Here is a 23,565-nt window from a genome sequence, read left to right on the forward strand (position 1 = left end):
TTTGAGTCAGTGCCTGGCCTGCTGCTGGGCCAGGGCGCTGTCAGCGCGAATGTGGCGCTGGTCGGCCACCCTGCGGGTCAGGCCGATACGGTCGAAATACTCCAGAATCTGCACACTGCGCTTGCGACCGATGCCCAACATATCGCGAAACGCCGCAACCTGCACTACCGGCGTGGCATCGATGTGGCTCTGCAACAGCTCTGCCATGCGCTCCAGCGTGGCTTGCGGGTAGAACAGGTCTCGCACCACCTGGTGCACCAGCCCTAACCGGGCCAACTTGCGCAGCAGCAGGCGGACGTCAGCTTCGGCGCAGTTTTCTTCACTCGCCAGTGTCCTGACCCAGGGCGGGTCGTACAGCCCTGCCAGCAGCCGGGGCTGCAAGCGCGCCCATAACGCCGTGTCTGCGTCGCTCAGCTGAACCTTGTGATCCGGCAGGTGCAGCCAGGCCCCGCTGCTGGCCAGGTCGCCCTGCGCCAACAGCTCATCCACTAGGCTGACGAAGGCCGGGCGCTCAAGGGGCATGGCTGCAAAGCGCCTTAGCCGGTCGCGGTCGGGGCCAAGCTGGTCGGGCTCCTGTACGTGAAACAGCGCCAGCTGGCTGAGCAGTTCTTGCCGCAGTGCCTGCCATTGGGCGTTGGCGAACAACAACTGCCCCTGCCGTGTGGCGATCACCTGGACATCCTCGGGTAATGCCCAGGTATTGCGCAGGCGATTGAATTGCCGCTCCAGGCGCTGGGGGTCGATGCCACCGACGGCACTGGCCAGCAGCCCTGGCAGCGCCTGCTCAAGCCCTGGCGCATCACGCAGCACCTGCAACTGTTGCAGGCGCTGTTCACTGCGGCGCTGCCGGCTGGGGGCGAACGGGTCGAGCACCCTGCCCCCGCCCAGGGTGTGCTGGGCACGCTGGTCACGTAGCACCAGGCGGTCGCCATGCACAGCCTGCAGGGGTGCGTTCAGCAACAACTGGGCGAACATGCGCTGGCCTGGGGCAAGGCTTGGCCCTTCCAGCAGGGCAACCCTGGCAGTTACATCCTGAGTGCCCAGGTGCACGTGCACAGCATTGAAATGTTCGAATACCCGCCCCTCGCCCGGTAGCAAGTGCAGCTCGATGTCTACCCTTACACTGGGCGCATGCAGCCACTGGGGCACCAGCCAGTCGCCCCGGCGCACGTGCTCCACCGCCAGGCGCTCGGCAGCGATATTCAGCGCCACCCGCTGCCCCGCTTCTGCCACCAGCGCTGGCTGGTTCTGCGCGTGTAACCCGCGCACGCGTACCGGTTTGCCGGCCTTGCCCAGCAACAGCGTATCGCCAGCCCTTACCTGCCCGGCCAATGCGGTACCGGTTACCACCACACCGGCACCGGTGACGGCGAAGGCGCGGTCTACCGCCAGGCGAAAACCGCCGGCCACACTGCGGCGTTGTACATCACGCCCCGCCATCACCAAGGCCTGACGCAGCGCCTCCACCCCTGCCCCGGTGATACTCGACACTGCAAACTGCTGCGCGCCGGCATAGGGCCCTGGCGCCAGCAGCTCGCCGACCTGCACCTGCACCTGCGCCAGGCGCTCAGGTTCGACACGGTCACTTTTGCTGATCGCCACCAGGGCCTGGGGGATGCCCAGCAGCTGGATGATCGCCAGGTGCTCGCGGGTCTGCGGCATGACCCCGTCGTCTGCCGCCACCACCAACAGCACCAGGTCGATGCCGTGGGCACCGGCCAGCATGTTGTGGATGAAACGCTCGTGACCCGGCACGTCGATAAAGCCCGTCAGCGGCGCGCCCTCGGCCAGCGCCGCGTAGCGGTAGCCAAGGTCGATGGTCATGCCCCGTGCCCGTTCTTCCTGGCGATGGTCGCCGGCCTGGCCGGTAAGCGCCTGCAGCAAGGCAGTCTTGCCATGGTCGATGTGGCCGGCTGTGCCAACGATCACTGCACCGGCCCCACGTGCAGGCCGGGCAACTGCGCCAACCACTGAGGCTCGTCGTCCAGTTGGCGCAGGTCGAGCCACAAGGCGTCATCGTCAATGCGGCCAATGACCGGCACTGGCAGCTCGCGCAGTGCACGCTCCAACGTATGCAGGCTGCGCCCGCGCAACCGCTTGGGCACCAGCGGGCGCACGCACAACGCGGCGCTGGGCAGGCGTGCCACTGGCTGGCTGCCACTGCCGATCATGCCCAGGGCAGGTTGCACGCTCACGGCCCACTGTTCACCCAGGCGGGCCTTGAGCTCGGGTGCCAGGCGTTCGGCCTGCGCCTGGATATCCGTTTGGCTACGGGTAAGCAACTGCAGGCTGGGCAGGCGTTCGGCCAACCGGTCGGGGTTGCGGTACAGGGCCAGCACTGCTTCGAGCGCGGCAAGGGTGATCTTGTCGACGCGCAGGGCACGCTTGAGCGGGTTTTTCTTGATACGGGCGATCAGGTCCTTGCGGCCAACGATAATGCCGGCTTGTGGCCCACCCAGCAGTTTGTCACCGCTGAAGGTAACGATATCAGCGCCGTCAGCCAGGGCCTGGCGAACGGTGGGCTCGGCCGGCAGGCCCCAGCGCGTGAGGTCCAGCAGGCTACCGCTGCCAAGGTCTTCGAGCAGTGGCAACTGGTGCTGACGGGCGATGCGCGCCAGCTCGGCGGTGGGCACCTGGTGGGTGAAGCCCTGGATGCTGTAGTTGCTGCAATGCACGCGCATCAGCAAACCGGTACGCGGGCCGATAGCGGCCTCGTAGTCGCGGCCGTGGGTACGGTTGGTGGTACCGATTTCGTGCAGCTTGACCCCGGCACGGGCCATGATGTCGGGGATGCGGAAGGCGCCGCCAATCTCGATCAGTTCACCCCGGGAGATAATGCCTTCCTTGCGCGCGCCCAGACTGTTCAAAGCCAGCATGACCGCCGCCGCGTTGTTGTTGACCACGGTGACGGCTTCGGCACCGGTCAGCTCGCGCACCAGCCCCTCGACCAGGTCATCACGGTCGCCGCGCTTGCCGGTGGCCAGGTCGAACTCCAGGTTCAGCGGGTAGCGCGCCGCCGTGTGCATGGCCTCGATGGCCTCTTCAGGCAGCAGCGCCCGGCCGAGGTTGGTGTGCAGCACGGTGCCGGTGAGGTTGAATACCCGGCGAACCTGGCTGCGTTGCTGGATGGCCAGCCGCTCCCCGGCACGGCCCAGCAGCACTTCGCCAGCCAACTCGGGGGCGCTGAGTTCGCCAGTGCGGGCCGGCTCGCGCAGGTCGTCGAGCAGTTGACGCAAGGTGGCCAGGACGGCGTCGCGGCCGTGGCGGTCGATCAGCGGGTGGCAGGCGGGGTGACGCAGCAGTGTATCGATGGAAGGCAGGCGTGGGGTGTCGCTGGCTAAGCTGAGGGACATGCGGTACTACCCTGGGCTGGTCCGTTTGCGGTACTGGCCTTTGTCGCCGGCAAGCGGGCCCCACAGGCTTTTTTTGTACCCCTGTGGGAGCCGGCTTGCCGACGATGCAGGCGACTCGGTCTTACAGTGTAGACACTCTACCCCTGACCTGGGGCAAGCATCAGGTTCGGCGCCAGGCGATGGAAGCCTTCCTGGTCCAGGCACATGTCCAGCGCCAGCGTTGCCAGGTCGTCAGCCAGTGGCTCAGCCGCCGCGTCGTTTTCCAGGTAATGCTGCTTGAGGTAACTGTTGCAGCCTGGGCAGCACTCCGCGCGCAACGGCGCCTTGCCCGGGGCGTGGCGGTCGTCGTCGAGGGTGGTGTAGCGCAGGCCCTTGCTCGACTCGCAGTACACGCATTTGACGCGCACCACGTGCCATTCACAGGCACACAGCGAGCAGGCCAGGTAGCGCAGGCCATTGTGCTTGCCGCGGTTGCGCACCACCCCAGCCATGGCCGGCGAGCCACAGGCCGGGCACTGGGCCAGGCTGGCGGCAGGCTTGAGCTCGGTGCCGGGCAACGCCAGCAGCCAGCTGGACCATGCCGCTTGCAAGGCAGCCCCCATGAACGGCACCAAGGCCGCCGGCACCGCATCGTACTGCCCCGAGAGCAAGGCGATGCCCCAGCCCTTGCGCTGGTTGTCATCACTGCTGCGCAGCAGCTGCACCGCTGCACCCAGCGGGCTATCGGCAGGCTCGTCGAAATGGCCCAACAGCGCCTGCAACCATGCCAGCCAGGCCCCTTCGCGAACCAGGCTGTCAGCCGCCAAGGGCGGCAAGCCGTGGCTTATACACAAGCGCTGACGGTCCTCGGCAACAGGCAGTGCAGAGGGTGGGTTGTCCACAAGCTGCTGCTGAATGCGGCACAGCCGTGCCACCAACAGCAGGTAGCGGCGCAGCGGGTTGCCTTCAGCCAGGCGCTCCAGGCGGGCGGCGCGCAAGGCGAACAGGTTGGCCGGCGGCACGTGCAGAAACGGCGGCATGACCGCCGACGCTTCGATCTGCCCGGGTTCGAGTATGCTGCTCAAGCGTTCATCCTTCTTTTCTGCGGTGATCGGACGGCGTCTTGTCACCCGTCACTTCGCGGTACCACAACTCATGGTGCTTGCGCGCCCAGGCGCGGCTTACCCAGCCGTGCAGCATGGCGCCAACCGAGCCTTTGATCCAGATGCCTGCGTAGATGTGCACGATGATGCTGAGCACCAGCACGAAGGCCGCCAGGGCATGCAGCAAGGTAGCCAGGCGTATGGCGCCAATGCCGAAATACTGGCTGAAGTAGGCACGCCAGATCACCACGCCACTGACCAGTAGAATCAACATGCACACCAGCAGCGTCCAGAACAGCAGCTTCTGGCCGGCGTTGTACTTGCCGATCGGGGGCACGCCATCCTCCTGGTTGCGCATCACCCGGTCCACGCGCCGCAACCATAGCCGGTCGTTGGCGGTGATGAAGTTGGCGCGCCAGAAGCGAATCACCAGGCCAAGGAAGAACACGAACATCGCGACGCCCAGGAACGGGTGCAGGATACGCGTCCACGGCCCACCGCCGAACAGGTTGCTGAGCCAGAACAGCGCCGGGTGGAACAGCGCCAGCCCGGACAGCCCAGCCATGAAGAACAGGATCGCCACCACCCAGTGGTTGGTGCGCTCGTTGGCGTTGTAGCGCAGGATGGGTTTGTTGTGGTTCATGGCCGCTGCTCCCCTTGCCCACCGGGCTTGGTCAGGTCGTACACATGCACTGCCGGGTCCACCTGATGCACGCTGTCATCAGGCGGGGTCGGGTGTTCATCCTCCTCCACCCGCTGAGGCCCGATGCGCACGTAGTGGAAGAACCCGGCCAGCACCGCAGCCCCCATGGCCAACAGCGCCAATGGCTTGGTGAAGCCCTTCCACAGCCCTACCAGCGGGCTGATCACCGGCTGGTCCGGCAGGCCGGCATACAGCTTGGGCGTATCGGCGTGGTGCAGCACGTACATCACATGGGTACCGCCGACGCCATCCGGGTCGTACAGCCCGGCCTTGTCGTAACCCCGTGACTTCAGGTCGACGATGCGCTCGTCGGCATGCACCTTCATCTCGTCCTTGGTGCCGAACACGATTGCGCCGGTCGGGCAGGTTTTCACGCAGGCAGGTTCCAGCCCTACGCTCACGCGGTCCGAACACAGGGTGCACTTGTAGGCCTTGTGGTCCTTCTGCGAGATGCGCGGGATGTTGAACGGGCAGCCAGTGATGCAGTAGCCGCAGCCAATGCAATGGTCCTGGTTGAAGTCGACGATACCGTTGGCGTGCTTGATGATCGCCCCCGGGCTGGGGCACGCCTTCAGGCAGCCTGGCTCTGCACAGTGCATGCAGCCATCCTTGCGGATCAGCCACTCCAGGTTGCCATCGTCGCGCTCATGCTCGGTGAAGCGCATCAACGTCCAGGTTTCGGCACTGAGGTCCTGCGGGTTGTCGTAGGTGCCGTGGTTGTGCCCCACCTCGTCGCGCAGCTCGTTCCACTCCGAGCACGCCACCTGGCAGGCCTTGCAGCCGATGCACTTGGTGGTGTCGATCAGCTTGGCGACCTGCTCCTGCTGGCGCACCGAAGGCGGCACGGTGGTGGTGGCCGAGCGGGCAATGATGTCTTGGCTGGCCATCAGCGTTTCTCCACTTTGACGAGGAACGACTTGGACTCTGGTGTCTGGGTATTACCATCGCCCAGGAACGGCACCAAGGTGTTGGTCAGGTACCCGTGGCGGGTCGCCCCGGTGAAGCCCCAGTGCAACGGGATACCGATCTGGTGCACGGTCTGGTTGTTCACCTGCAACGGGCGTATCCGCTTGGTCACCACCGCCACCGCGTCAATATGCCCGCGCTTGCTCGACACCCGTACCCGGTCGCCGGCTTTGATGCCTTTCTCGTTAGCCAGTACTTCGCCAATTTCGACAAACTGCTCGGGCTGGGCAATGGCGTTTAGCCGGCAATGCTTGCTCCAGAAGTGGAAGTGCTCGGTCAGCCGGTAGGTGGTGGCCGCATACGGGAACTCGTCGTGGGTACCGAGGGTTTCCCACACCGAATCGAAGATGCGCCCGGCAGGGTTGCTGATCACCTTCTTGTTGTTCGGGTGCAGCGGGTTGATGCCAATGGGCGTCTCGAACGGTTCATAGTGCTCAGGGAACGGCCCTTCGGCCATCTTGTCGATGGCAAAGAAACGCGCCACGCCCTCGGGGTTCATGATGAACGGGTTCATGCCCGCCTCCGGCGGCGAGTCCACCTTGAAGTCCGGCACGTCAGTACCGCCCCAGGCCTTGCCATTCCACCACACCAGGCGTTTTTTCTCCGGGTCCCAAGGCTTGCCCTGCGGGTCGCTGGAGGCGCGGTTGTAGAGGATGCGGCGGTTGGCAGGCCACGCCCACGCCCAGTTCTGCACCTGGTGCATACCGTAGGGGTCGCTGTTGTCGCGGCGAGCCATCTGGTTGCCCTGCTCGGTCCAGCACCCAGCGAAGATCCAGCAGCCGGACGCAGTACTGCCGTCGTCCTTGAGCTGGCCGAAACCAGAGAGCTGCTGGCCAGCCTTGATGGCGGCGCCGGTCGGGTCGGTGAGGTCCGTTACTGCCCAGCCGTTCATCTCCTTGGCCAGTTCCTCGGGGGATGGTTCATCGGCGATCTTGTACGGCCAGTGGATGTTCAGCAGCGGGTCGGGGTAAGCCCCGCCCTCTTTCTGGTAGCGCTGGCGCATGCGCAGGAACAGCTCGCTCATGATCTGCACATCGGTGCGGGTTTCGCCCGGGCCATCGGCGCCTTTCCAGTGCCACTGCAACCAGCGGCTACTGTTGACCAGCGAGCCGTCTTCCTCGGCGAAGCAGGTGGTGGGCAGGCGGATCACTTCGGTCTGGATGTTGGCCGTGTCCACGTCATTGTATGGCCCCGCGTTGCGCCAGAACTCGGACGTCTCGGTCGCCAGCGGGTCCATCACTACCAGCCACTTGAGCTTGGCCAATGCGGCGGTGACGCGGTTCTTGTCCGGCAGCGCGGCGATCGGGTTGAAGCCCTGGCACATGTAGCCGTTGACCTTGCCCTGGCTCATCATCTCGAACATGCGCAGCACGTCGTAGGCCGGCACGTCGAGCTTGGGCAGCCAGTCGTAGCCCCAGTTGTTCTCGGCGGTGGCATTCGGGCCATACCAGGCCTTCATCAGGCTGACGTGGAATTTGCCGTAGTTCTGCCAGTACGACAGTTGCCCAGGGCGCAGCGGCTTGGACGCGCGCTTGTCGATGTACGCGGTGTAGTCCTGTTCGGCATCGCCAGCCAGGGTGAGGTAGCCGGGCAGCGAGTTGGACAGCAGCCCCAGGTCAGTCAGCCCCTGGATGTTGGAGTGGCCACGCAGCGCGTTGACCCCGCCCCCCGGCATGCCCACGTTACCCAGCAGCAGTTGCACCATGGCCGCACTGCGGATGATCTGCGCACCAATCGAATGCTGCGTCCAGCCCAATGCGTAGAGGATGGTCATGGTCTTGCCGGGTGCCGAGCACGTGGCAATTTCTTCCCATACCTTCATCATCGCGTCCTGGGGCATGCCACAGGTCATGCTCGCCAGTTCAGGGGTGTAGCGGCTGTAGTGCTGCTTCATCAGCTGGAACACGCAACGCGGGTGCTGCAGGGTCGGGTCGACCTTGGCAAAACCGTCGTCACCTAGTTCGTAACCCCAGCCGGATTTGTCGGCATAGATGCGCATGCTTTCGTCGTAGCCGCTGAACAGCCCGTCTTCGAAGCCATAGGTATCTTTGACGATGAACGACACGTCGGTGTAGTTGCGCACGTACTCGTGCTGAATCTTGTCGTTGCTAAGCAGGTAGTTGATCAACCCGCCCATGAACGCGATGTCGGTACCGGTACGGATCGGCGCATAGTAATCGGCTACCGAAGCGGTACGGGTAAACCTCGGGTCGACCACGATCAGCCGCGCCTTGTTGTGCGCTTTGGCCTCGGTCACCCATTTGAAGCCGCAAGGATGCGCTTCTGCTGCGTTGCCACCCATCACAAGGACCAGATTCGCGTTGGCGATATCTGACCAATGGTTGGTCATGGCGCCACGGCCGTACGTCGGGGCAAGACTTGCCACCGTCGGGCCATGTCAGACACGTGCTTGGTTATCGAACCCCAGCATGCCTGTAGCGCGGACGACCTTGTGGGTCAGGTAGCCAGCCTCGCTGGAGGCGGCCGATGCAGCGAGAAAGCCGGTGGTTAGCCAACGGTTGACCGTTTGCCCCTGGGCGTTCTTTTCGATGAAGTTGGCGTCGCGGTCTTCTTTCATCAGGCCAGCGACCCGGTCGAGCGCTTCATCCCAGCTGACCCGTACCCATTCATTGCTGCCCGGCTTGCGGACCTCGGGGTACTTGAGACGGCTCTCGCTGTGGATGAAGTCCAGCAGACCGGCGCCTTTGGGACACAAGGTGCCGCGGTTCACCGGGTGATCGGCATCGCCTTCGATGTGGATGATGCTCTGCTTGACGTTCTTGCCCGCATCACCCTGGCTGTACATGATCAGGCCGCAGCCGACCGAACAGTAGGGGCAGGTGTTACGGGTTTCTTTGGTGTGCGTCAGTTTGAAATGACGCACCTGCTCGGCAAACGCAGGCGTCGGGGCCATACCCAACGCCGCGAGACTCGAGCCTCCAAGGCCGACGGCGGCGACCTTGAAGAATTGCCGACGGTTGAGATCCATCGTGCACTCCTGATCAGGTTTGGACGCGCGGATCATGGCCGGCGCCTCTTGGTAGTCACGGTGGCGACTTTTAAAGGTCACCAATGGTTAAGACTAGCAAGAAAACGTGAAAGTGCGGTGATGCGTGTCACAACCAGATAAATCGCCAGCCGTGGCTGATCGCCGAGTTGTCGCTGTTGATGTGGGTAAAAAAAACCCAGAGCAACTGCCCTGGGTTTCTGGTCTTGCTGAACGCGTGCCGTTCGATCAGAACGGAATATCGTCATCAAAGCTGTCAAAGTCTGCGGCCGGCTGCTGGGCAGGCTGCTGCTGCGGTGCCGGGCGTTGCTGCTGTTGCGGCTGCGGGCGCGGGGCCTGCTGGCGGGGGGCCTGGTTGTATTGCTGCTGCGGCTGGCCGCCACCATAGTTGCCACCACCCTGATTGTACGGATCACCGCCTTGCTGCTGGTTCTGCGGGCGACCGCCGAGCAGTTGCATGGTGCCGTTGATGTCGACAATGATTTCGGTGGTGTAACGCTTGATGCCGTCCTTTTCCCACTCGCGGGTCTGCAGCTTGCCTTCGATGTAGCACTGCGAGCCTTTGCGCAGGTATTCGCCGGCAATCTCGGCAACCTTGCCGAACAGCGACACACGGTGCCACTCGGTACGCTCGACCTTCTGGCCCGACTGCTTGTCGGTCCACTGCTCGCTGGTAGCCAGGCTCAGGTTGGTCACGGCGTTACCGTTGGGCAGGTAGCGGACTTCGGGATCCTGGCCACAGGTGCCGACCAGAATGACTTTGTTAACCCCACGGGCCATAACGTTCTCCTAGGCTTCGCACGCCGCTGAGGCTGGGTTTACCAGGCGCTCCAGGGTCGTGCGGTCCAAAATTTTCGTATCCAGTTTGATGTAGACGGCTGCTTCCTCTGCCACCACCACGGCGTCGGTCACGCCAGGCACGGCCATCAGCCGCGTGGCCAAGCCGGCTTCGTTTGCGGCCTCAGGCGTCAAGGGCATGCGCAGGCTGGTCACATACGGCGGCTCGTTCATGCTCAAGGCGACGACCAGCCAGATGGCACACAGTATTGCGCAACCGAGGAACACCAGGTTCAGCCCGCCGTGCTGGAACAACCAGCCGCCCATGATGCCGCCCAAGGCCGCACCGAGAAACTGGCTGGTGGAGTAAACCCCCATCGCCGTCCCTTTGCCACCGGCGGGTGACACCTTGCTCACCAGCGAAGGCAGCGATGCCTCCAGCAGGTTGAATGCAGTGAAGAATACCACGGTGCCGATCACCAGTCCGCGCAAACCGTCAGCCCACTGCCAGAAGAACACCTCCACCAGCAGCAGCACACTGACCGCCCCGGCCAGCACGCGTTTCATCTTGCGCTTTTTCTCGCCGTAGATGATGAACGGCACCATTGCAAAAAATGAGACGAACAACGCGGTCAGGTATACCCACCAGTGCTGCTCCTTCGGCAGGCCGCCACGCTCGACGAACGCCAACGGCAGTGCGACAAAGCTTGCCATGAGGATGGCGTGCAGGATGAAAATGCTCGCGTCCAGGCGCAAAAGGTCCGGGTGGCGCAGGGTTGGCCCGATGGCCTGGCGTGCCACGCCGGATTCGCGGTGCTGCAACAGGGTGTGGGTGGCCGGCACCACGAACGCGATGAGGGCGATCCCGACCAGGGCAAGACCTGCAGTGGCAAGGAACAAACCTGACAACCCGAAGGCACTTGTCAGCAGTGGCCCGACGACCATCGCCACGGCGAAGGACAGGCCGATGCTCATGCCGATCATGGCCATGGCCTTGGTGCGGTGCTGTTCGCGGGTGAGGTCGGACAACAGCGCCATGACGGCGGCAGAAATAGCCCCGGCGCCCTGCAGGATGCGCCCGGCGATTACGCCCCAGATCGAATCCGCCTGGGCCGCCAGCACACTGCCCAGGGCGAACACCACCAGCCCGAGGTAGATCACCGGGCGCCGGCCGATACGGTCGGACACCATGCCAAACGGGATCTGCAACACCGCCTGCGTCAGGCCATAGGCACCGATGGCCAGGCCGATCAGCGCCGGCGTTGCGCCTGCCAGGTCCATCCCGTAGGTGGCAAGCACCGGCAAGACCATGAACATGCCCAGCATACGAAAGGCAAAGACCAAGGCCAGGCCGCCAGCGGCGCGGGTTTCGCTGCTGCTCATGCGCTCGTTGTGGGTGTCGTGCATGGATTAATCTCGTATGAACCGGCGGCGATTCTATCAGTCCGACAGCTTGACGGCATCTACGCGACGCTTTGCCGCGTACTGGCAGGGCGCCGTATAATTCTTCGTTTATGCCCGCCGAGCGAGGCCGCAGTGGACAAGATCCTGATTCGTGGGGCACGTACCCACAACCTGAAGAACATCGACCTGACCCTGCCCCGGGACAAGCTCATCGTCATCACCGGCCTGTCCGGGTCGGGCAAGTCATCCCTGGCCTTCGATACCCTGTATGCCGAGGGCCAGCGCCGTTACGTCGAATCGCTGTCGGCCTACGCCCGGCAGTTCCTGTCGATGATGGAAAAGCCAGACGTCGACACCATCGAAGGCCTGTCACCGGCCATCTCCATCGAGCAGAAGTCTACCTCGCACAACCCGCGCTCTACCGTGGGTACCATTACCGAGATCTACGACTACCTGCGCTTGCTGTATGCCAGGGTCGGCACCCCCCGCTGCCCAGACCACGACATTCCGCTGGAAGCGCAAACGGTCAGCCAGATGGTGGACCTGGTGCTGGAGCGCCCTGAGGGCAGCAAGCTGATGCTGCTGGCCCCGGTGATACGCGAGCGCAAAGGCGAGCACCTTGCCGTGTTCGACGAGCTGCGCGCACAAGGCTTCGTGCGGGCCCGGGTCAATGGCAAGCTGTATGAGCTGGACGAACTGCCCAAGCTGGACAAGCAGAAAAAGCACAGCATCGATGTCGTCGTGGACCGCTTCAAGGTGCGTGCCGACCTGCAGCAGCGCCTTGCAGAGTCGTTCGAGACTGCTCTCAAGCTGGCCGATGGTATCGCGCTGGTCGCGCCGATGGACGATGAACCCGGTGAAGAGACGATTTTCTCGGCGCGCTTCGCCTGCCCCATTTGCGGCCATGCCATCAGCGAGCTGGAACCCAAGCTGTTTTCCTTCAACAACCCGGCCGGCGCCTGCCCCACCTGTGATGGCCTGGGGGTGAAGCAGTTCTTCGACACCAAGCGCCTGGTCAACGCCGAGTTGACGCTTGCCGAGGGGGCGATACGCGGCTGGGACCGGCGCAACGTCTACTACTTCCAGATGCTCGGGTCACTGGCCGGGCACTATGGCTTTAGCCTGGACGAGCCCTTCGGCGAGCTGGCCCCTGAACACCAGAAGGTGATCCTGCAGGGCAGTGGCAAGCAGAGCGTCGACTTCAAGTACCTGAATGACCGGGGCGACATCGTCAAGCGCTCGCACCCGTTCGAAGGCATCGTGCCGAACCTGGAGCGCCGTTATCGCGAAACCGAGTCGGCTACCGTGCGCGAGGAACTGGCCAAGTTCCTCGGCACCCAGCCCTGCCCGGACTGCCGCGGCACCCGCCTGCGCCGTGAAGCGCGCCATGTCTGGGTGGGCGAGAAAACCCTGCCGGCCGTCGCCAACATGCCCATTGGCGATGCCAGTGGCTATTTCAGTGAACTGACCCTGACCGGCCGGCGCGGTGAAATTGCATCGAAGATTCTCAAGGAGATCTGTGAGCGCCTGCAGTTTCTGGTGAACGTCGGGCTCGACTACCTGACCCTGGACCGCAGCGCGGAAACCTTGTCCGGTGGCGAGGCGCAGCGTATTCGCCTGGCCAGCCAGATCGGTGCAGGCCTGGTGGGGGTGATGTACATCCTCGATGAGCCGTCCATCGGCCTTCATCAACGGGACAATGACCGCCTGCTGGCCACGCTCAACCACCTGCGCGACCTGGGCAACACCGTGATCGTGGTTGAACACGACGAAGACGCCATCCGCCTGGCTGACTACGTGGTGGACATCGGCCCGGGTGCCGGTGTGCATGGCGGGCAGATCGTCGCTGAGGGGACGCCGCAGGAGGTCATGGACCACCCTGATTCGCTGACCGGCAAATACCTGTCGGGGCGCAAGAAAATCGTCGTGCCGGCCAAGCGCACACCGCGCAACAAGAAGCTGCAGCTCAAGCTCAAAGGCGCGCGTGGCAACAACTTGCAGAACGTCGACCTGGAAATCCCGATCGGCCTGCTGACCTGCGTGACAGGGGTATCCGGGTCGGGCAAATCGACACTGATCAACAACACCTTGTTCCCCTTGGCTGCTACCGCGCTGAATGGCGCCAGTACGCAGGAAGCAGCGCCACACGCCAGCATGGACGGCCTGCAGCACCTGGACAAGGTGGTAGACATCGACCAGAGCCCCATTGGCCGAACGCCCCGCTCCAACCCGGCTACCTACACGGGCATCTTCACGCCGATCCGCGAGTTGTTCTCCGGCGTGCCAGAGTCACGTTCACGGGGCTACGGCCCTGGCCGGTTCTCGTTCAACGTCAAAGGCGGGCGCTGCGAAGCGTGCCAGGGCGACGGCCTGATCAAGGTAGAGATGCACTTCCTTCCGGACATCTACGTGCCTTGCGATGTGTGCAAGAGCAAGCGCTACAACCGCGAAACGCTGGAGATCAAGTACAAGGGCAAGAACATTCACGAAGTGCTGGAAATGACCATCGAAGACGCTCGCGAGTTCTTCGATGCCGTACCGGCACTGGCGCGCAAGCTGCAGACGCTGATGGACGTCGGCCTTTCCTACATCAAGCTGGGCCAGTCGGCGACCACGTTGTCGGGTGGTGAAGCGCAGCGGGTGAAGCTGTCACGTGAGCTGTCCAAGCGCGATACCGGCAAGACCTTGTACATTCTTGACGAGCCGACCACAGGGCTGCACTTTGCGGATATTCAGCAGTTGCTGGATGTATTGCACCGGCTGCGCGACCACGGCAACACCGTGGTGGTGATTGAACACAACCTGGATGTGATCAAAACGGCTGACTGGTTGGTGGACCTGGGGCCGGAAGGCGGTTCCAAAGGTGGGCAGATCATTGCCTGCGGAACCCCCGAAGAGCTGAGCAAGATGAAGCAGTCTTACACAGGGCACTACCTCAAGCCGCTGTTGGAGCGGGACAAGGCATAAGCAAAAGGGGCCGCTTAGCGGCCCCTTCCATTACATCTGCGACTGCAAGTAATTCTGCAGGCCAATGGCTTTGATCAAACCCTGCTGCTTCTCCAGCCAGTAGGTGTGATCTTCTTCCGTATCGGCCAACTGGGCTCGCAGAATGTCACGGCTGACATAGTCCTTGTGCAGCTCGCACAGTTCGATGCCTTTGCACAGCGCGCCACGCACCTTGTACTCCAGCTTCAGGTCGGCTTCGATCATCTCTGGCACCGTGGTACCCACTTCCAGATCGTCCGCACGCATGTCTGGCGTGCCCTCGAGCATGAGGATGCGGCGCATCAACGCGTCGGCGTGCTGGGTTTCTTCTTCCATCTCGTGGTTGATACGTTCATAGAGCTTGGACAGGCCCCAGTCTTCATACATCCGTGAGTGAATGAAGTACTGGTCGCGCGCTGCCAGTTCGCCCTTCAGCAACGTGACGAGGTAATTGATTACGTCCGGGTGGCCTTGCATCGCCCTGCTTCTCCATATGAAAACGTCTATGGCACATAGTGTGAACCAGCTTTGCGCCACGGTCACTGAGAAATGCGCAATTCGATGCAAAAAATCGGGCAAACAGTAGTGATATTCATTGAAAAACCGCCCAAATGAGGGCGGTTCTTCTTATCACTTCGACTTAGGCGAGGTTCACGCCCAACGCTTTGGCAATGCCCTCCCCATACGCCGGGTCAGCGTTGAAGAAGTACTGCAACTGGCGCTGGATGACATCTTCACTCACACCCGCCATGGTGCCGGCAATGTTGTTGATCAGCAGCGACCTTTGGGCTTCGCTCATCAGACGGAACAGCGCCCCGGCGTGGCTGTAATAGTCGTTGTCCACACGGTGGTCGTGGCGGTCTGCTGCGCCACTGAGGGCCAAGGCCGGTTCAGCGTGAGCTGGCGACTGCTTGGGGGCGTCAGCGTAGCTATTGGGCTCGTAGTTGGGTGCACCGCCATAGCTGCCCGTGGCCATGGAACCATCACGCTGATAGCTGTTTACGGCGCAGCGTGGCGCGTTTACTGGAAGGTGCTGGTGGTTGGTGCCTACCCGGTAGCGATGCGCGTCGGCGTAGGCGAATACGCGGCCTTGCAGCATGCGGTCAGGCGACAGGCCGACGCCCGGCACCATGTTGCTGGGGCCAAATGCGGCCTGTTCAACTTCAGCAAAGTAGTTGAGCGGGTTGCGGTTGAGCTCCAGCACACCCACTTCGATCAGTGGGTAGTCTTTCTGAGACCAGGTCTTGGTGACGTCGAACGGGTTCTCGGCACGGTTGGCTGCCTCAGCTTCGCTCATCACCTGGATGCACACCGTCCAGCGCGGATACTCACCGCGGTCGATCGCTTCGAAAAGGTCGCGCTGAGCGTAGTCGGGGTCAGTGCCTGCCAGGCGTGCGGCATCGGCAGGTGCGAGGTTCTTGATGCCCTGTTGAGTCTTGAAGTGCCACTTCACCCAGGTGCGCTCACCTTGTGCACTGATCAGGCTGTAGGTGTGGCTGCCAAAACCATGCATGTGCCGGTAGCCATCCGGGATACCCCGGTCGGAGAACAAGATGGTGACCTGGTGCAGCGCCTCAGGCGAGTGCGACCAGAAGTCCCACATCATCTGGGCATTCTTCAGGTTGGTCTGCGGGTGACGCTTCTGGGTATGGATGAAGTCCGGGAATTTCAGCGGGTCGCGGATGAAGAACACCGGGGTGTTGTTGCCAACAATGTCCCAGTTGCCTTCTTCGGTGTAAAACTTCACGGCGAACCCGCGCGGGTCGCGCTCGGTGTCAGCCGAGCCGCGTTCACCACCCACGGTGGAGAAACGCAGGAACGTTTCGGTCTGCTTGCCGACTTGATCGAACAGTTTGGCGCTGGTGTATTGAGTGATGTCACGGGTAACCGTGAAGGTGCCATAAGCACCCGAGCCCTTGGCGTGAACACGGCGCTCCGGAATGTTTTCACGGTTGAAATGGGCGAGCTTCTCGATGAGGTGGAAGTCGTCGAGCAGCAACGGGCCGCGAGGGCCGGCAGATCGGGAGTTCTGGTTATCGGCTACAGGTGCGCCGCTTGCGGTGGTGAGAATCTTGCTCATGGGCTCTCCTTATCAACATTCAGTGCCATGGGATCGGCTTGAGGGAGAGTATCGACGAGCGGCAGCCTTAAACCAAATTCATTAACTGATTCATATCAATAGAAAAAGACAATTTTAGCGAGCACAAAAAACCGGGCACTAGGCCCGGTTTCTTGTAGCAGACAGAACGTCTTACTCGGCAGCTTCTACAGCACCACCGACTGGACGATCAACCAGCTCGACGTACGCCATAGGCGCGTTGTCGCCAGCGCGGAAACCGCACTTCAGGATACGCAGGTAGCCGCCCTGACGGGTGGCGTAGCGCTTGCCCAGATCGTTGAACAGTTTGCCAACAGCGGACTTCGAACGAGTACGGTCGAAGGCCAGACGACGGTTAGCAACGCTGTCTTCCTTGGCCAGGGTGATCAGCGGCTCGGCAACGCGACGCAGTTCCTTGGCTTTCGGCAGGGTGGTTTTGATCAGCTCGTGCTCGATCAGCGACACTGCCATGTTCTGGAACATAGCCTTGCGGTGAGAGCTGGTACGGCTCAGGTGACGTCCACTTTTACGATGACGCATGATTCATTCCTTACCAAACACTACGTTCGGTGATTACGACGATCAGGCGGTCGCCTTGTCGTCTTTCTTAAGACTTGCAGGCGGCCAGTTGTCGAGGCGCATGCCGAGAGACAGACCACGAGAGGCCAGGACGTCCTTGATTTCGGTCAGGGACTTCTTGCCAAGGTTAGGAGTTTTCAACAGCTCTACTTCGGTACGCTGAATCAGGTCGCCGATGTAGTAGATGTTCTCCGCCTTCAGGCAGTTGGCCGAACGTACAGTCAGTTCCAGGTCGTCAACCGGACGCAGCAGGATCGGATCGATCTCGTCTTCCTGCTCGACTACGACAGGCTCGCTGTCACCCTTGAGGTCGACGAACGCGGCCAGCTGCTGTTGCAGGATGGTCGCAGCGCGGCGGATAGCCTCTTCAGGATCCAGGGTGCCGTTGGTTTCCAGATCAATGACCAGCTTGTCCAGGTTGGTACGCTGTTCAACACGGGCGTTCTCGACCACATAGGCGATACGACGCACAGGGCTGAAGGAGGCGTCCAACTGCAGACGGCCAATGCTACGGCTTTCGTCTTCGTCGGTCTGACGGGAGTCGGCCGGCTCGTAACCGCGACCACGAGCTACAGTGAGCTTCATGTTCAGGGCGCCATTAGACGCCAGGTTCGCGATTACGTGATCGGGGTTGACGATCTCGACATCGTGATCCAGCTGAATATCGGCAGCGGTAACCACCCCCGAACCCTTTTTCGACAAGGTCAGCGTAACTTCGTCACGACCGTGCAGTTTGAGAGCCAGGCCTTTCAGGTTCAACAGGATTTCAATGACATCTTCCTGTACACCTTCGATCGCGGAGTACTCATGGAGTACGCCATCGATCTCGGCCTCGACTACTGCACAGCCAGGCATGGAGGACAACAGGATGCGGCGCAGCGCGTTGCCCAGGGTATGGCCGAAGCCACGCTCGAGAGGCTCGAGCGTGATCTTGGCGCGGGTCGGACTGACTACCTGCACATCAATATGGCGGGGAGTCAGGAACTCATTTACCGAAATCTGCATGGATGCACCTATTTTCTAGCCCTTACTTGGAGTAGAGCTCGACAATCAGGTTTTCGTTGATGTCGGCAGACAGGTCGCTGCGAGCAGGAACGTTCTTGAAAACGCCCGACTTTTTAGCAGCATCCACATCAACCCACTCAACGCGGCCACGCTGGGCGCACAGTTCAAGGGCTTGAACAATGCGCAGCTGGTTCAGCGACTTCTCACGAACCGCGACCACGTCACCCGGACGAACTTGGTAGGATGGAATGTTTACAGTTTTACCGTTGACGGTGATCGCTTTGTGCGAAACCAGCTGACGGGACTCGGAACGAGTCGAGCCGAAGCCCATACGGTAAACGACGTTATCCAGGCGGCACTCGAGCAGTTGCAGCAGGTTCTCACCGGTTGCGCCTTTTTTCGAGGCTGCAGCTTGGTAGTAACCGCGGAACTGACGCTCCAGTACACCGTAGATACGACGAACTTTCTGTTTCTCGCGCAGCTGGGTACCGTAGTCGGACTGACGGCCACGGCGCTGGCCGTGGATACCTGGGGCTGCTTCGATGTTGCACTTCGATTCCAGAGCGCGAACGCCGCTCTTCAGGAAAAGGTCAGTGCCTTCACGGCGAGACAGTTTGCATTTTGGACCAATGTAACGTGCCATTTATCTGTCTCCTGATTACACGCGACGCTTCTTCGGCGGACGGCACCCGTTATGCGGGATTGGCGTCACGTCGGTGATGCTGGCGATCTTGTAGCCGCAGCTGTTCAATGCACGAACGGCGGACTCACGACCTGGACCTGGACCCTTGACGTTAACGTCGAGGTTCTTCAGACCGTATTCCAGCGCAGCTTGACCAGCACGCTCGGCAGCAATCTGAGCTGCGAACGGGGTGGATTTGCGCGAACCACGGAAACCCGAACCACCGGAGGTCGCCCAGGACAAAGCATTGCCCTGACGGTCGGTGATGGTCACGATGGTGTTGTTGAAAGACGCATGGATGTGGGCGATGCCATCAACCACTGTCTTTTTGACTTTCTTACGAGGACGAGCAGCAGGTTTTGCCATGTCTATATTCCTGGGCGATTACTTGCGGATCGGCTTACGCGGGCCCTTACGGGTGCGTGCGTTGGTCTTGGTGCGCTGACCGCGAACCGGCAGACCTTTACGATGACGCAGGCCGCGGTAGCAACCCAGGTCCATCAAGCGCTTGATCTTCATGTTGATGTCACGACGCAGGTCACCTTCGGTGGTGAACTTCGCAACTTCGCCACGCAGGGTTTCGATTTGCTCGTCGCTCAGATCCTTGATCTTTGCGGCTGGGTTTACGCCAGCGTCTGCACAGATTTTCTGTGCAGTGGTGCGACCAACACCATAGATGTAGGTCAGCGAGATAACAGCATGCTTGTTATCTGGAATGTTAACGCCTGCAATACGGGCCATTCAGTGGGACTCCAATTGACAGCTACCTACGCCCCGGAAGCCAAGAAATAGGGCGCGAGATAATATCGCTGTAGAAACGAATAATCAACCCAGCAGCACACTAGCTGCTGGGTTTGAAGCACAGGTCACACTCAGCCTTGGCGCTGTTTATGACGCGGTTCTGCGCTGCAGATCACTCGTACGACGCCTTCGCGACGGATGATCTTGCAGTTGCGGCACAGCTTTTTCACCGATGCACGAACTTTCATTACCGACTCCTCGAACCTTAGGGGCGTATCAGCGCAGCAAACCGCTGCCACCGTAGCCTTTCAGGTTGGCTTTCTTCATCAGGGATTCGTACTGGTGCGAAACGAGGTGCGATTGTACTTGGGACATGAAGTCCATCACAACCACTACCACAATCAGCAACGAGGTCCCGCCAAGGTAGAACGGCACATTTGCTGCCACCACCAGGAACTGGGGCAGAAGGCAGACGGCCATCATGTAAAGAGCACCGAACATGGTCAAACGGGTCAGAACGCCATCAATGTAGCGCGCCGACTGCTCACCAGGACGGATACCCGGAATAAAGGCACCGGACTTCTTCAGGTTTTCCGCTACGTCTTTCGGGTTGAACATCAGCGCTGTGTAGAAGAAGCAGAAGAAAATGATCCCTGCACTAAACAGCAAAATGTTCAACGGCTGACCAGGAGCGATCGACTGCGAGATGTCCTGCAGCCAGCCCATACCTTCGGACTGACCGAACCAGGCACCCAGCGAAGCCGGGAACAGCAGAATGCTGCTCGCGAAGATGGCCGGGATAACCCCCGCCATGTTCACTTTCAGCGGCAAGTGGCTGGTCTGCGCAGCGAAGACCTTGCGGCCCTGCTGACGCTTGGCATAATGAACGGCGATGCGCCGCTGACCACGCTCAATGAACACCACGAAACCGATAATCGCTACTGCCAGCAAACCGATAGCGACCAGGGCGAAGATGTTGATATCGCCTGTGCGCGCAGACTCGAAAGACTGCCCGATTGCTCTCGGAAGACCGGCAACGATACCTGCGAAGATCAACATCGAGATACCGTTGCCCACACCGCGCTCGGTGATCTGCTCGCCCAGCCACATCATGAACATCGCGCCCGCCACAAACGTGGAGACGGCGACGACATGGAAGCCCAGGCCTACAGAAAACGCCACGCCCTGGTTGGCCAGGCCAATGGACATGCCAATGGCTTGTACCAGCGCCAGGATAACGGTGCCGTAGCGGGTGTACTGGCTGATCTTGCGACGGCCAGCTTCACCTTCCTTCTTCAACTGCTCCAGTTGCGGGCTGACCGCGGTCATCAGCTGCATGATGATCGATGCCGAAATGTACGGCATGATCCCCAGTGCAAAGATGCTCATGCGCTCAAGCGCGCCACCGGAAAACATGTTGAACAAGCTAAGAATGGTCCCCTCATTCTGCCGAAACAGATCCGCCAGCCGGTCTGGATTGATGCCAGGAACCGGGATATGCGCACCTATCCGATAGACGATGATCGCCATGAACAGAAAGCGCAGACGAGCCCAGAGTTCCGACATCCCGCCCTTACCGAGCGAAGAGAGAGCACCTTGCTTAGCCATTTATTCCTCGAACTTGCCGCCAGCTGCTTCGATAGCCGCACGCGCACCCTTGGTGGCTGCGATGCCCTTGATGGTAACTGCGCGAGTGACTTCGCCAGACAGCATGATTTTCACACGCTGAACGTTCTGGCCGATCACATTGGCATCCTTCAGGGACTGCACGGAAACCACGTCGCCTTCCACCTTGGCCAGCTCGGACAGACGCACTTCTGCGCGGTCCATGGCTTTCAGGGAAACGAAGCCGAACTTCGGCAGACGACGGTGCAGCGGCTGTTGACCGCCTTCGAAGCCCGGAGCGATGGTGCCACCGGAACGGGAGGTCTGACCTTTGTGACCACGGCCACCAGTCTTGCCCAAACCGCTACCGATACCACGACCCGGACGATGCTTCTCGCGACGGGAACCCGGCGCTGGACTCAGATCATTGAGTTTCATCGATTAACCCTCGACCTTCAGCATGTAGTAAGCCTTGTTGATCATCCCGCGGTTCTCGGGAGTATCCTGGACTTCTACAGTGTGACCGATGCGACGCAGGCCCAGGCCTTTAACACACAGGATGTGGTTAGGCAGGCGGCCGGCGGTGCTCTTGATCAGCGTTACTTTTACGGTTGCCATGATCAGAAGATCTCCTCGACGCTCTTGCCGCGCTTGGCAGCAATGGATTCAGGAGATTGCATGGCTTTCAGACCCTTGAAGGTGGCGTAAACCACGTTCACTGGGTTGGTCGAACCGTAGCACTTGGCCAGAACGTTCTGAACACCAGCAACTTCCAGGACAGCACGCATTGCGCCACCGGCGATGATACCGGTACCTTCCGAAGCAGGCTGCATGTAAACCTTCGAGGCGCCGTGGGCAGCCTTGGTGGCGTACTGCAGGGTGGTGCCCTTCAGGTCAACCTGGATCATGTTGCGGCGAGCAGCTTCCATGGCTTTCTGGATCGCAGCAGGTACTTCGCGCGATTTGCCACGGCCGAAGCCAACACGACCTTTACCATCACCTACCACGGTCAGCGCGGTGAAGGTGAAGATACGGCCGCCTTTTACGGTTTTGGCAACGCGGTTAACTTGAACCAGCTTCTCGATGTAGCCTTCGTCGCGCTTTTGATCGTTATTTGCCATAACTTAGAACTCCAGCCCGCCTTCACGAGCAGCATCAGCCAGCGCTTTGACGCGGCCATGGTACTTGAAGCCGGAACGGTCAAAGGCAACTTGAGATACACCGGCGGCTTTCGCGCGCTCAGCTACCAGCTTGCCAACCTTAGTGGCCGCGTCGATGTTGCCAGTGGCGCCATCACGCAGTTCTTTGTCCAAGGTCGAGGCACTTGCCAGAACCTTGCTGCCGTCGGCCGAAATGACCTGGGCATAGATGTGCTGCGAGGAGCGGAACACGCACAGGCGCACGACTTCGAGTTCGTGCATCTTGAGGCGTGCTTTGCGAGCGCGACGCAGTCGAGTAACTTTTTTGTCGGTCATTTGCTAGGCCCTACTTCTTCTTGGCTTCTTTACGACGGACTACTTCGTCCGCGTAACGCACACCTTTACCTTTGTAAGGCTCTGGCGGACGGAAATCGCGGATTTCAGCGGCCACCTGACCCACCAGCTGCTTGTCGATACCCTTGATCAGGATGTCGGTTTGGCTTGGGGTTTCAGCGGTGATACCGGCTGGCAGTTCGTAGTCCACTGGATGCGAGAAGCCCAGAGCCAAGTTCAGGACGGTGCCCTTTGCCTGTGCCTTGTAACCAACACCGACCAGCTGGAGCTTGCGCTCGAAGCCTTGGCTTACGCCTTGGACCATGTTGTTCACCAGAGCGCGGGTGGTACCGGCCATGGCGCGAGCTTGCTGATCACCGTTGCGAGCGACGAAACGCAGCTCGCCAGACTCTTCGGTAACTTCAACAGACGAGTGAACGTTCAGTTCGAGAGTGCCTTTGGCACCCTTCACCGAAAGCTGCTGGCCGGCGAATTTGACTTCGACGCCTGATGGCAGCTTAACGGGGTTCTTAGCGACGCGAGACATGCCTATCTCCCCTTAGAACACTGTGCACAGAACTTCGCCGCCGACACCGGCAGCGCGCGCAGCGCGATCAGTCATCACACCTTTGTTGGTGGAGACGATAGACACGCCCAAACCGCCACGTACTTTCGGCAGGTCTGTGACGGACTTGTACTGGCGCAGGCCTGGACGGCTGGAGCGCTTCAGTTCCTCGATGACCGGACGGCCTTCGAAGTACTTCAGTTCGATCGACAAGGAAGGCTTGGCCTCACCAGTTACCTGGTAGCCGGCGATGTAACCTTCGTCCTTCAGAACTTTGGCAACCGCGACCTTCAGGGTAGAAGAAGGCATGCTTACGACGGACTTTTCAGCCATCTGGGCATTACGGATGCGAGTTAGCATGTCCGCTAACGGGTCCTGCATACTCATGGGCTAGATGCTCCTGATACAAGAATTATTAGCCTTGCGGCTATCACAACCACCTGAGCAGGCAGGGCAAAGTACCCAGGCCCAGGTGAGCCGGTCATTCTAGACACAACGCAGAAACGAAACAAGCCCCATAGAGGGGCTTGTTTGTGGGCGA

24 protein-coding genes are annotated in these 23,565 nt (G+C 61.0%); 1 reads left to right on the top strand and 23 read right to left on the bottom strand.

Features of this window, described 5'->3' with window-relative positions; all coding sequences use genetic code 11:
• Positions 1-6 precede the first annotated feature (6 nt).
• The 8 genes from selB to IAE36_RS11100 form a co-directional block, all read right to left on the bottom strand.
• Positions 7-1,929: a selenocysteine-specific translation elongation factor gene (gene selB / locus IAE36_RS11065; RefSeq protein WP_201212423.1), complete on the bottom strand. Its 1,923-nt coding sequence runs from the start codon at positions 1,927-1,929 to the stop codon at positions 7-9.
• The gene (gene selA / locus IAE36_RS11070; RefSeq protein WP_201212408.1) at positions 1,926-3,353 is read right to left on the bottom strand and encodes an L-seryl-tRNA(Sec) selenium transferase; all 1,428 of its coding nucleotides are present in this window, start codon (positions 3,351-3,353) and stop codon (positions 1,926-1,928) included. Before selA ends, selB begins: the two co-directional genes overlap by 4 nt.
• 137 nt (positions 3,354-3,490) lie before the next feature.
• Complete coding sequence (gene fdhE / locus IAE36_RS11075) at positions 3,491-4,417, bottom strand: formate dehydrogenase accessory protein FdhE (protein ID WP_201162798.1); 927 nt, start codon at positions 4,415-4,417, stop codon at positions 3,491-3,493.
• 4 nt (positions 4,418-4,421) lie between these two features.
• The gene (locus tag IAE36_RS11080) at positions 4,422-5,078 is read right to left on the bottom strand and encodes a formate dehydrogenase subunit gamma (RefSeq protein WP_060482349.1); all 657 of its coding nucleotides are present in this window, start codon (positions 5,076-5,078) and stop codon (positions 4,422-4,424) included.
• Positions 5,075-6,025, bottom strand: coding sequence for a formate dehydrogenase subunit beta (gene fdxH, locus IAE36_RS11085; protein ID WP_201212410.1), 951 nt, complete (start codon positions 6,023-6,025; stop codon positions 5,075-5,077). Before fdxH ends, IAE36_RS11080 begins: the two co-directional genes overlap by 4 nt.
• A complete protein-coding gene (gene fdnG, locus IAE36_RS11090) occupies positions 6,025-9,093 on the bottom strand; it encodes a formate dehydrogenase-N subunit alpha (RefSeq protein WP_201212413.1) in 3,069 nt (1,022 codons plus the stop codon). Before fdnG ends, fdxH begins: the two co-directional genes overlap by 1 nt.
• Before the next feature lie 246 nt (positions 9,094-9,339).
• Positions 9,340-9,891 (bottom strand): single-stranded DNA-binding protein, encoded by a 552-nt coding sequence (locus tag IAE36_RS11095; RefSeq protein ID WP_028633073.1) that lies wholly within the window; start codon positions 9,889-9,891, stop codon positions 9,340-9,342.
• 9 nt (positions 9,892-9,900) lie between these two features.
• On the bottom strand, positions 9,901-11,295 hold the full coding sequence (locus IAE36_RS11100; protein ID WP_028633074.1) for an MFS transporter: 1,395 nt from the start codon (positions 11,293-11,295) through the stop codon (positions 9,901-9,903).
• Positions 11,296-11,424: 129 nt separating this feature from the next.
• Between IAE36_RS11100 and uvrA the strand changes: the two genes are divergently transcribed.
• The gene (gene uvrA / locus IAE36_RS11105; RefSeq protein ID WP_201212415.1) at positions 11,425-14,259 is read left to right on the top strand and encodes an excinuclease ABC subunit UvrA; all 2,835 of its coding nucleotides are present in this window, start codon (positions 11,425-11,427) and stop codon (positions 14,257-14,259) included.
• Positions 14,260-14,289: 30 nt separating this feature from the next.
• Here the strand turns inward: uvrA and bfr are convergent, their stop codons facing one another.
• The 15 genes from bfr to rpsH all read right to left on the bottom strand — a co-directional run bounded on the left by bfr (position 14,290) and on the right by rpsH (position 23,411).
• Positions 14,290-14,754: a bacterioferritin gene (gene bfr, locus IAE36_RS11110; RefSeq protein WP_028633076.1), complete on the bottom strand. Its 465-nt coding sequence runs from the start codon at positions 14,752-14,754 to the stop codon at positions 14,290-14,292.
• 163 nt (positions 14,755-14,917) lie between these two features.
• Positions 14,918-16,357: a catalase gene (locus IAE36_RS11115; protein ID WP_201162782.1), complete on the bottom strand. Its 1,440-nt coding sequence runs from the start codon at positions 16,355-16,357 to the stop codon at positions 14,918-14,920.
• A 171-nt stretch (positions 16,358-16,528) separates the two neighbouring features.
• Entirely contained in the window at positions 16,529-16,915 is a 387-nt protein-coding gene (gene rplQ / locus IAE36_RS11120) for a 50S ribosomal protein L17 (RefSeq protein WP_003255451.1), read from the bottom strand.
• A gap of 42 nt (positions 16,916-16,957) precedes the next feature.
• The gene (locus IAE36_RS11125) at positions 16,958-17,959 is read right to left on the bottom strand and encodes a DNA-directed RNA polymerase subunit alpha (protein ID WP_028633078.1); all 1,002 of its coding nucleotides are present in this window, start codon (positions 17,957-17,959) and stop codon (positions 16,958-16,960) included.
• Positions 17,960-17,981: 22 nt separating this feature from the next.
• Positions 17,982-18,602: a 30S ribosomal protein S4 gene (gene rpsD / locus IAE36_RS11130; protein ID WP_201162781.1), complete on the bottom strand. Its 621-nt coding sequence runs from the start codon at positions 18,600-18,602 to the stop codon at positions 17,982-17,984.
• Positions 18,603-18,617: 15 nt separating this feature from the next.
• The gene (gene rpsK / locus IAE36_RS11135; protein ID WP_003255454.1) at positions 18,618-19,007 is read right to left on the bottom strand and encodes a 30S ribosomal protein S11; all 390 of its coding nucleotides are present in this window, start codon (positions 19,005-19,007) and stop codon (positions 18,618-18,620) included.
• Positions 19,008-19,025: 18 nt separating this feature from the next.
• Positions 19,026-19,382, bottom strand: coding sequence for a 30S ribosomal protein S13 (rpsM, locus tag IAE36_RS11140; protein ID WP_003257112.1), 357 nt, complete (start codon positions 19,380-19,382; stop codon positions 19,026-19,028).
• A gap of 131 nt (positions 19,383-19,513) precedes the next feature.
• Positions 19,514-19,630, bottom strand: a complete 117-nt coding sequence (rpmJ, locus tag IAE36_RS11145; protein WP_002555468.1) for a 50S ribosomal protein L36 — start codon at positions 19,628-19,630, stop codon at positions 19,514-19,516.
• A 28-nt stretch (positions 19,631-19,658) separates the two neighbouring features.
• Positions 19,659-20,990, bottom strand: coding sequence for a preprotein translocase subunit SecY (gene secY / locus IAE36_RS11150; RefSeq protein WP_003257108.1), 1,332 nt, complete (start codon positions 20,988-20,990; stop codon positions 19,659-19,661).
• On the bottom strand, positions 20,991-21,425 hold the full coding sequence (rplO, locus tag IAE36_RS11155; RefSeq protein ID WP_028633079.1) for a 50S ribosomal protein L15: 435 nt from the start codon (positions 21,423-21,425) through the stop codon (positions 20,991-20,993). It abuts the gene before it with no gap.
• 3 nt (positions 21,426-21,428) lie between these two features.
• The gene (gene rpmD, locus IAE36_RS11160) at positions 21,429-21,605 is read right to left on the bottom strand and encodes a 50S ribosomal protein L30 (protein WP_023535007.1); all 177 of its coding nucleotides are present in this window, start codon (positions 21,603-21,605) and stop codon (positions 21,429-21,431) included.
• Positions 21,606-21,607: 2 nt separating this feature from the next.
• Entirely contained in the window at positions 21,608-22,108 is a 501-nt protein-coding gene (gene rpsE, locus IAE36_RS11165) for a 30S ribosomal protein S5 (RefSeq protein ID WP_003255465.1), read from the bottom strand.
• Between the two features lie 3 nt (positions 22,109-22,111).
• Positions 22,112-22,462 carry a 50S ribosomal protein L18 gene (rplR, locus tag IAE36_RS11170; protein ID WP_009397496.1) on the bottom strand — a complete coding sequence of 117 codons (351 nt, stop codon included), beginning with the start codon at positions 22,460-22,462 and terminating at the stop codon, positions 22,112-22,114.
• 10 nt (positions 22,463-22,472) lie between these two features.
• Complete coding sequence (rplF, locus tag IAE36_RS11175) at positions 22,473-23,006, bottom strand: 50S ribosomal protein L6 (RefSeq protein WP_003255469.1); 534 nt, start codon at positions 23,004-23,006, stop codon at positions 22,473-22,475.
• Positions 23,007-23,018: 12 nt separating this feature from the next.
• A complete protein-coding gene (gene rpsH, locus IAE36_RS11180) occupies positions 23,019-23,411 on the bottom strand; it encodes a 30S ribosomal protein S8 (protein ID WP_008089805.1) in 393 nt (130 codons plus the stop codon).
• Positions 23,412-23,565: the final 154 nt, after the last annotated feature.

This window comes from Pseudomonas sp. S36, assembly GCF_016647875.1.
Lineage (GTDB): Bacteria > Pseudomonadota > Gammaproteobacteria > Pseudomonadales > Pseudomonadaceae > Aquipseudomonas > Aquipseudomonas parafulva.

Coding starts and splice junctions, on each gene's coding strand:
- selA (WP_201212408.1), bottom strand. CDS start 3,353: ATGTCCCTCAGCTTAGCCAGCGACACCCCACGCCTGCCTTCCATCGAT.
- IAE36_RS11080 (WP_060482349.1), bottom strand. CDS start 5,078: ATGAACCACAACAAACCCATCCTGCGCTACAACGCCAACGAGCGCACC.
- fdxH (WP_201212410.1), bottom strand. CDS start 6,025: ATGGCCAGCCAAGACATCATTGCCCGCTCGGCCACCACCACCGTGCCG.
- IAE36_RS11095 (WP_028633073.1), bottom strand. CDS start 9,891: ATGGCCCGTGGGGTTAACAAAGTCATTCTGGTCGGCACCTGTGGCCAG.
- IAE36_RS11100 (WP_028633074.1), bottom strand. CDS start 11,295: ATGCACGACACCCACAACGAGCGCATGAGCAGCAGCGAAACCCGCGCC.
- bfr (WP_028633076.1), bottom strand. CDS start 14,754: ATGCAAGGCCACCCGGACGTAATCAATTACCTCGTCACGTTGCTGAAG.
- IAE36_RS11115 (WP_201162782.1), bottom strand. CDS start 16,357: ATGAGCAAGATTCTCACCACCGCAAGCGGCGCACCTGTAGCCGATAAC.
- rplQ (WP_003255451.1), bottom strand. CDS start 16,915: ATGCGTCATCGTAAAAGTGGACGTCACCTGAGCCGTACCAGCTCTCAC.
- IAE36_RS11125 (WP_028633078.1), bottom strand. CDS start 17,959: ATGCAGATTTCGGTAAATGAGTTCCTGACTCCCCGCCATATTGATGTG.
- rpsD (WP_201162781.1), bottom strand. CDS start 18,602: ATGGCACGTTACATTGGTCCAAAATGCAAACTGTCTCGCCGTGAAGGC.
- rpsK (WP_003255454.1), bottom strand. CDS start 19,007: ATGGCAAAACCTGCTGCTCGTCCTCGTAAGAAAGTCAAAAAGACAGTG.
- rpsM (WP_003257112.1), bottom strand. CDS start 19,382: ATGGCCCGTATTGCAGGCGTTAACATTCCAGATAACAAGCATGCTGTT.
- rpmJ (WP_002555468.1), bottom strand. CDS start 19,630: ATGAAAGTTCGTGCATCGGTGAAAAAGCTGTGCCGCAACTGCAAGATC.
- secY (WP_003257108.1), bottom strand. CDS start 20,990: ATGGCTAAGCAAGGTGCTCTCTCTTCGCTCGGTAAGGGCGGGATGTCG.
- rplO (WP_028633079.1), bottom strand. CDS start 21,425: ATGAAACTCAATGATCTGAGTCCAGCGCCGGGTTCCCGTCGCGAGAAG.
- rpmD (WP_023535007.1), bottom strand. CDS start 21,605: ATGGCAACCGTAAAAGTAACGCTGATCAAGAGCACCGCCGGCCGCCTG.
- rpsE (WP_003255465.1), bottom strand. CDS start 22,108: ATGGCAAATAACGATCAAAAGCGCGACGAAGGCTACATCGAGAAGCTG.
- rplR (WP_009397496.1), bottom strand. CDS start 22,462: ATGACCGACAAAAAAGTTACTCGACTGCGTCGCGCTCGCAAAGCACGC.
- rplF (WP_003255469.1), bottom strand. CDS start 23,006: ATGTCTCGCGTCGCTAAGAACCCCGTTAAGCTGCCATCAGGCGTCGAA.
- rpsH (WP_008089805.1), bottom strand. CDS start 23,411: ATGAGTATGCAGGACCCGTTAGCGGACATGCTAACTCGCATCCGTAAT.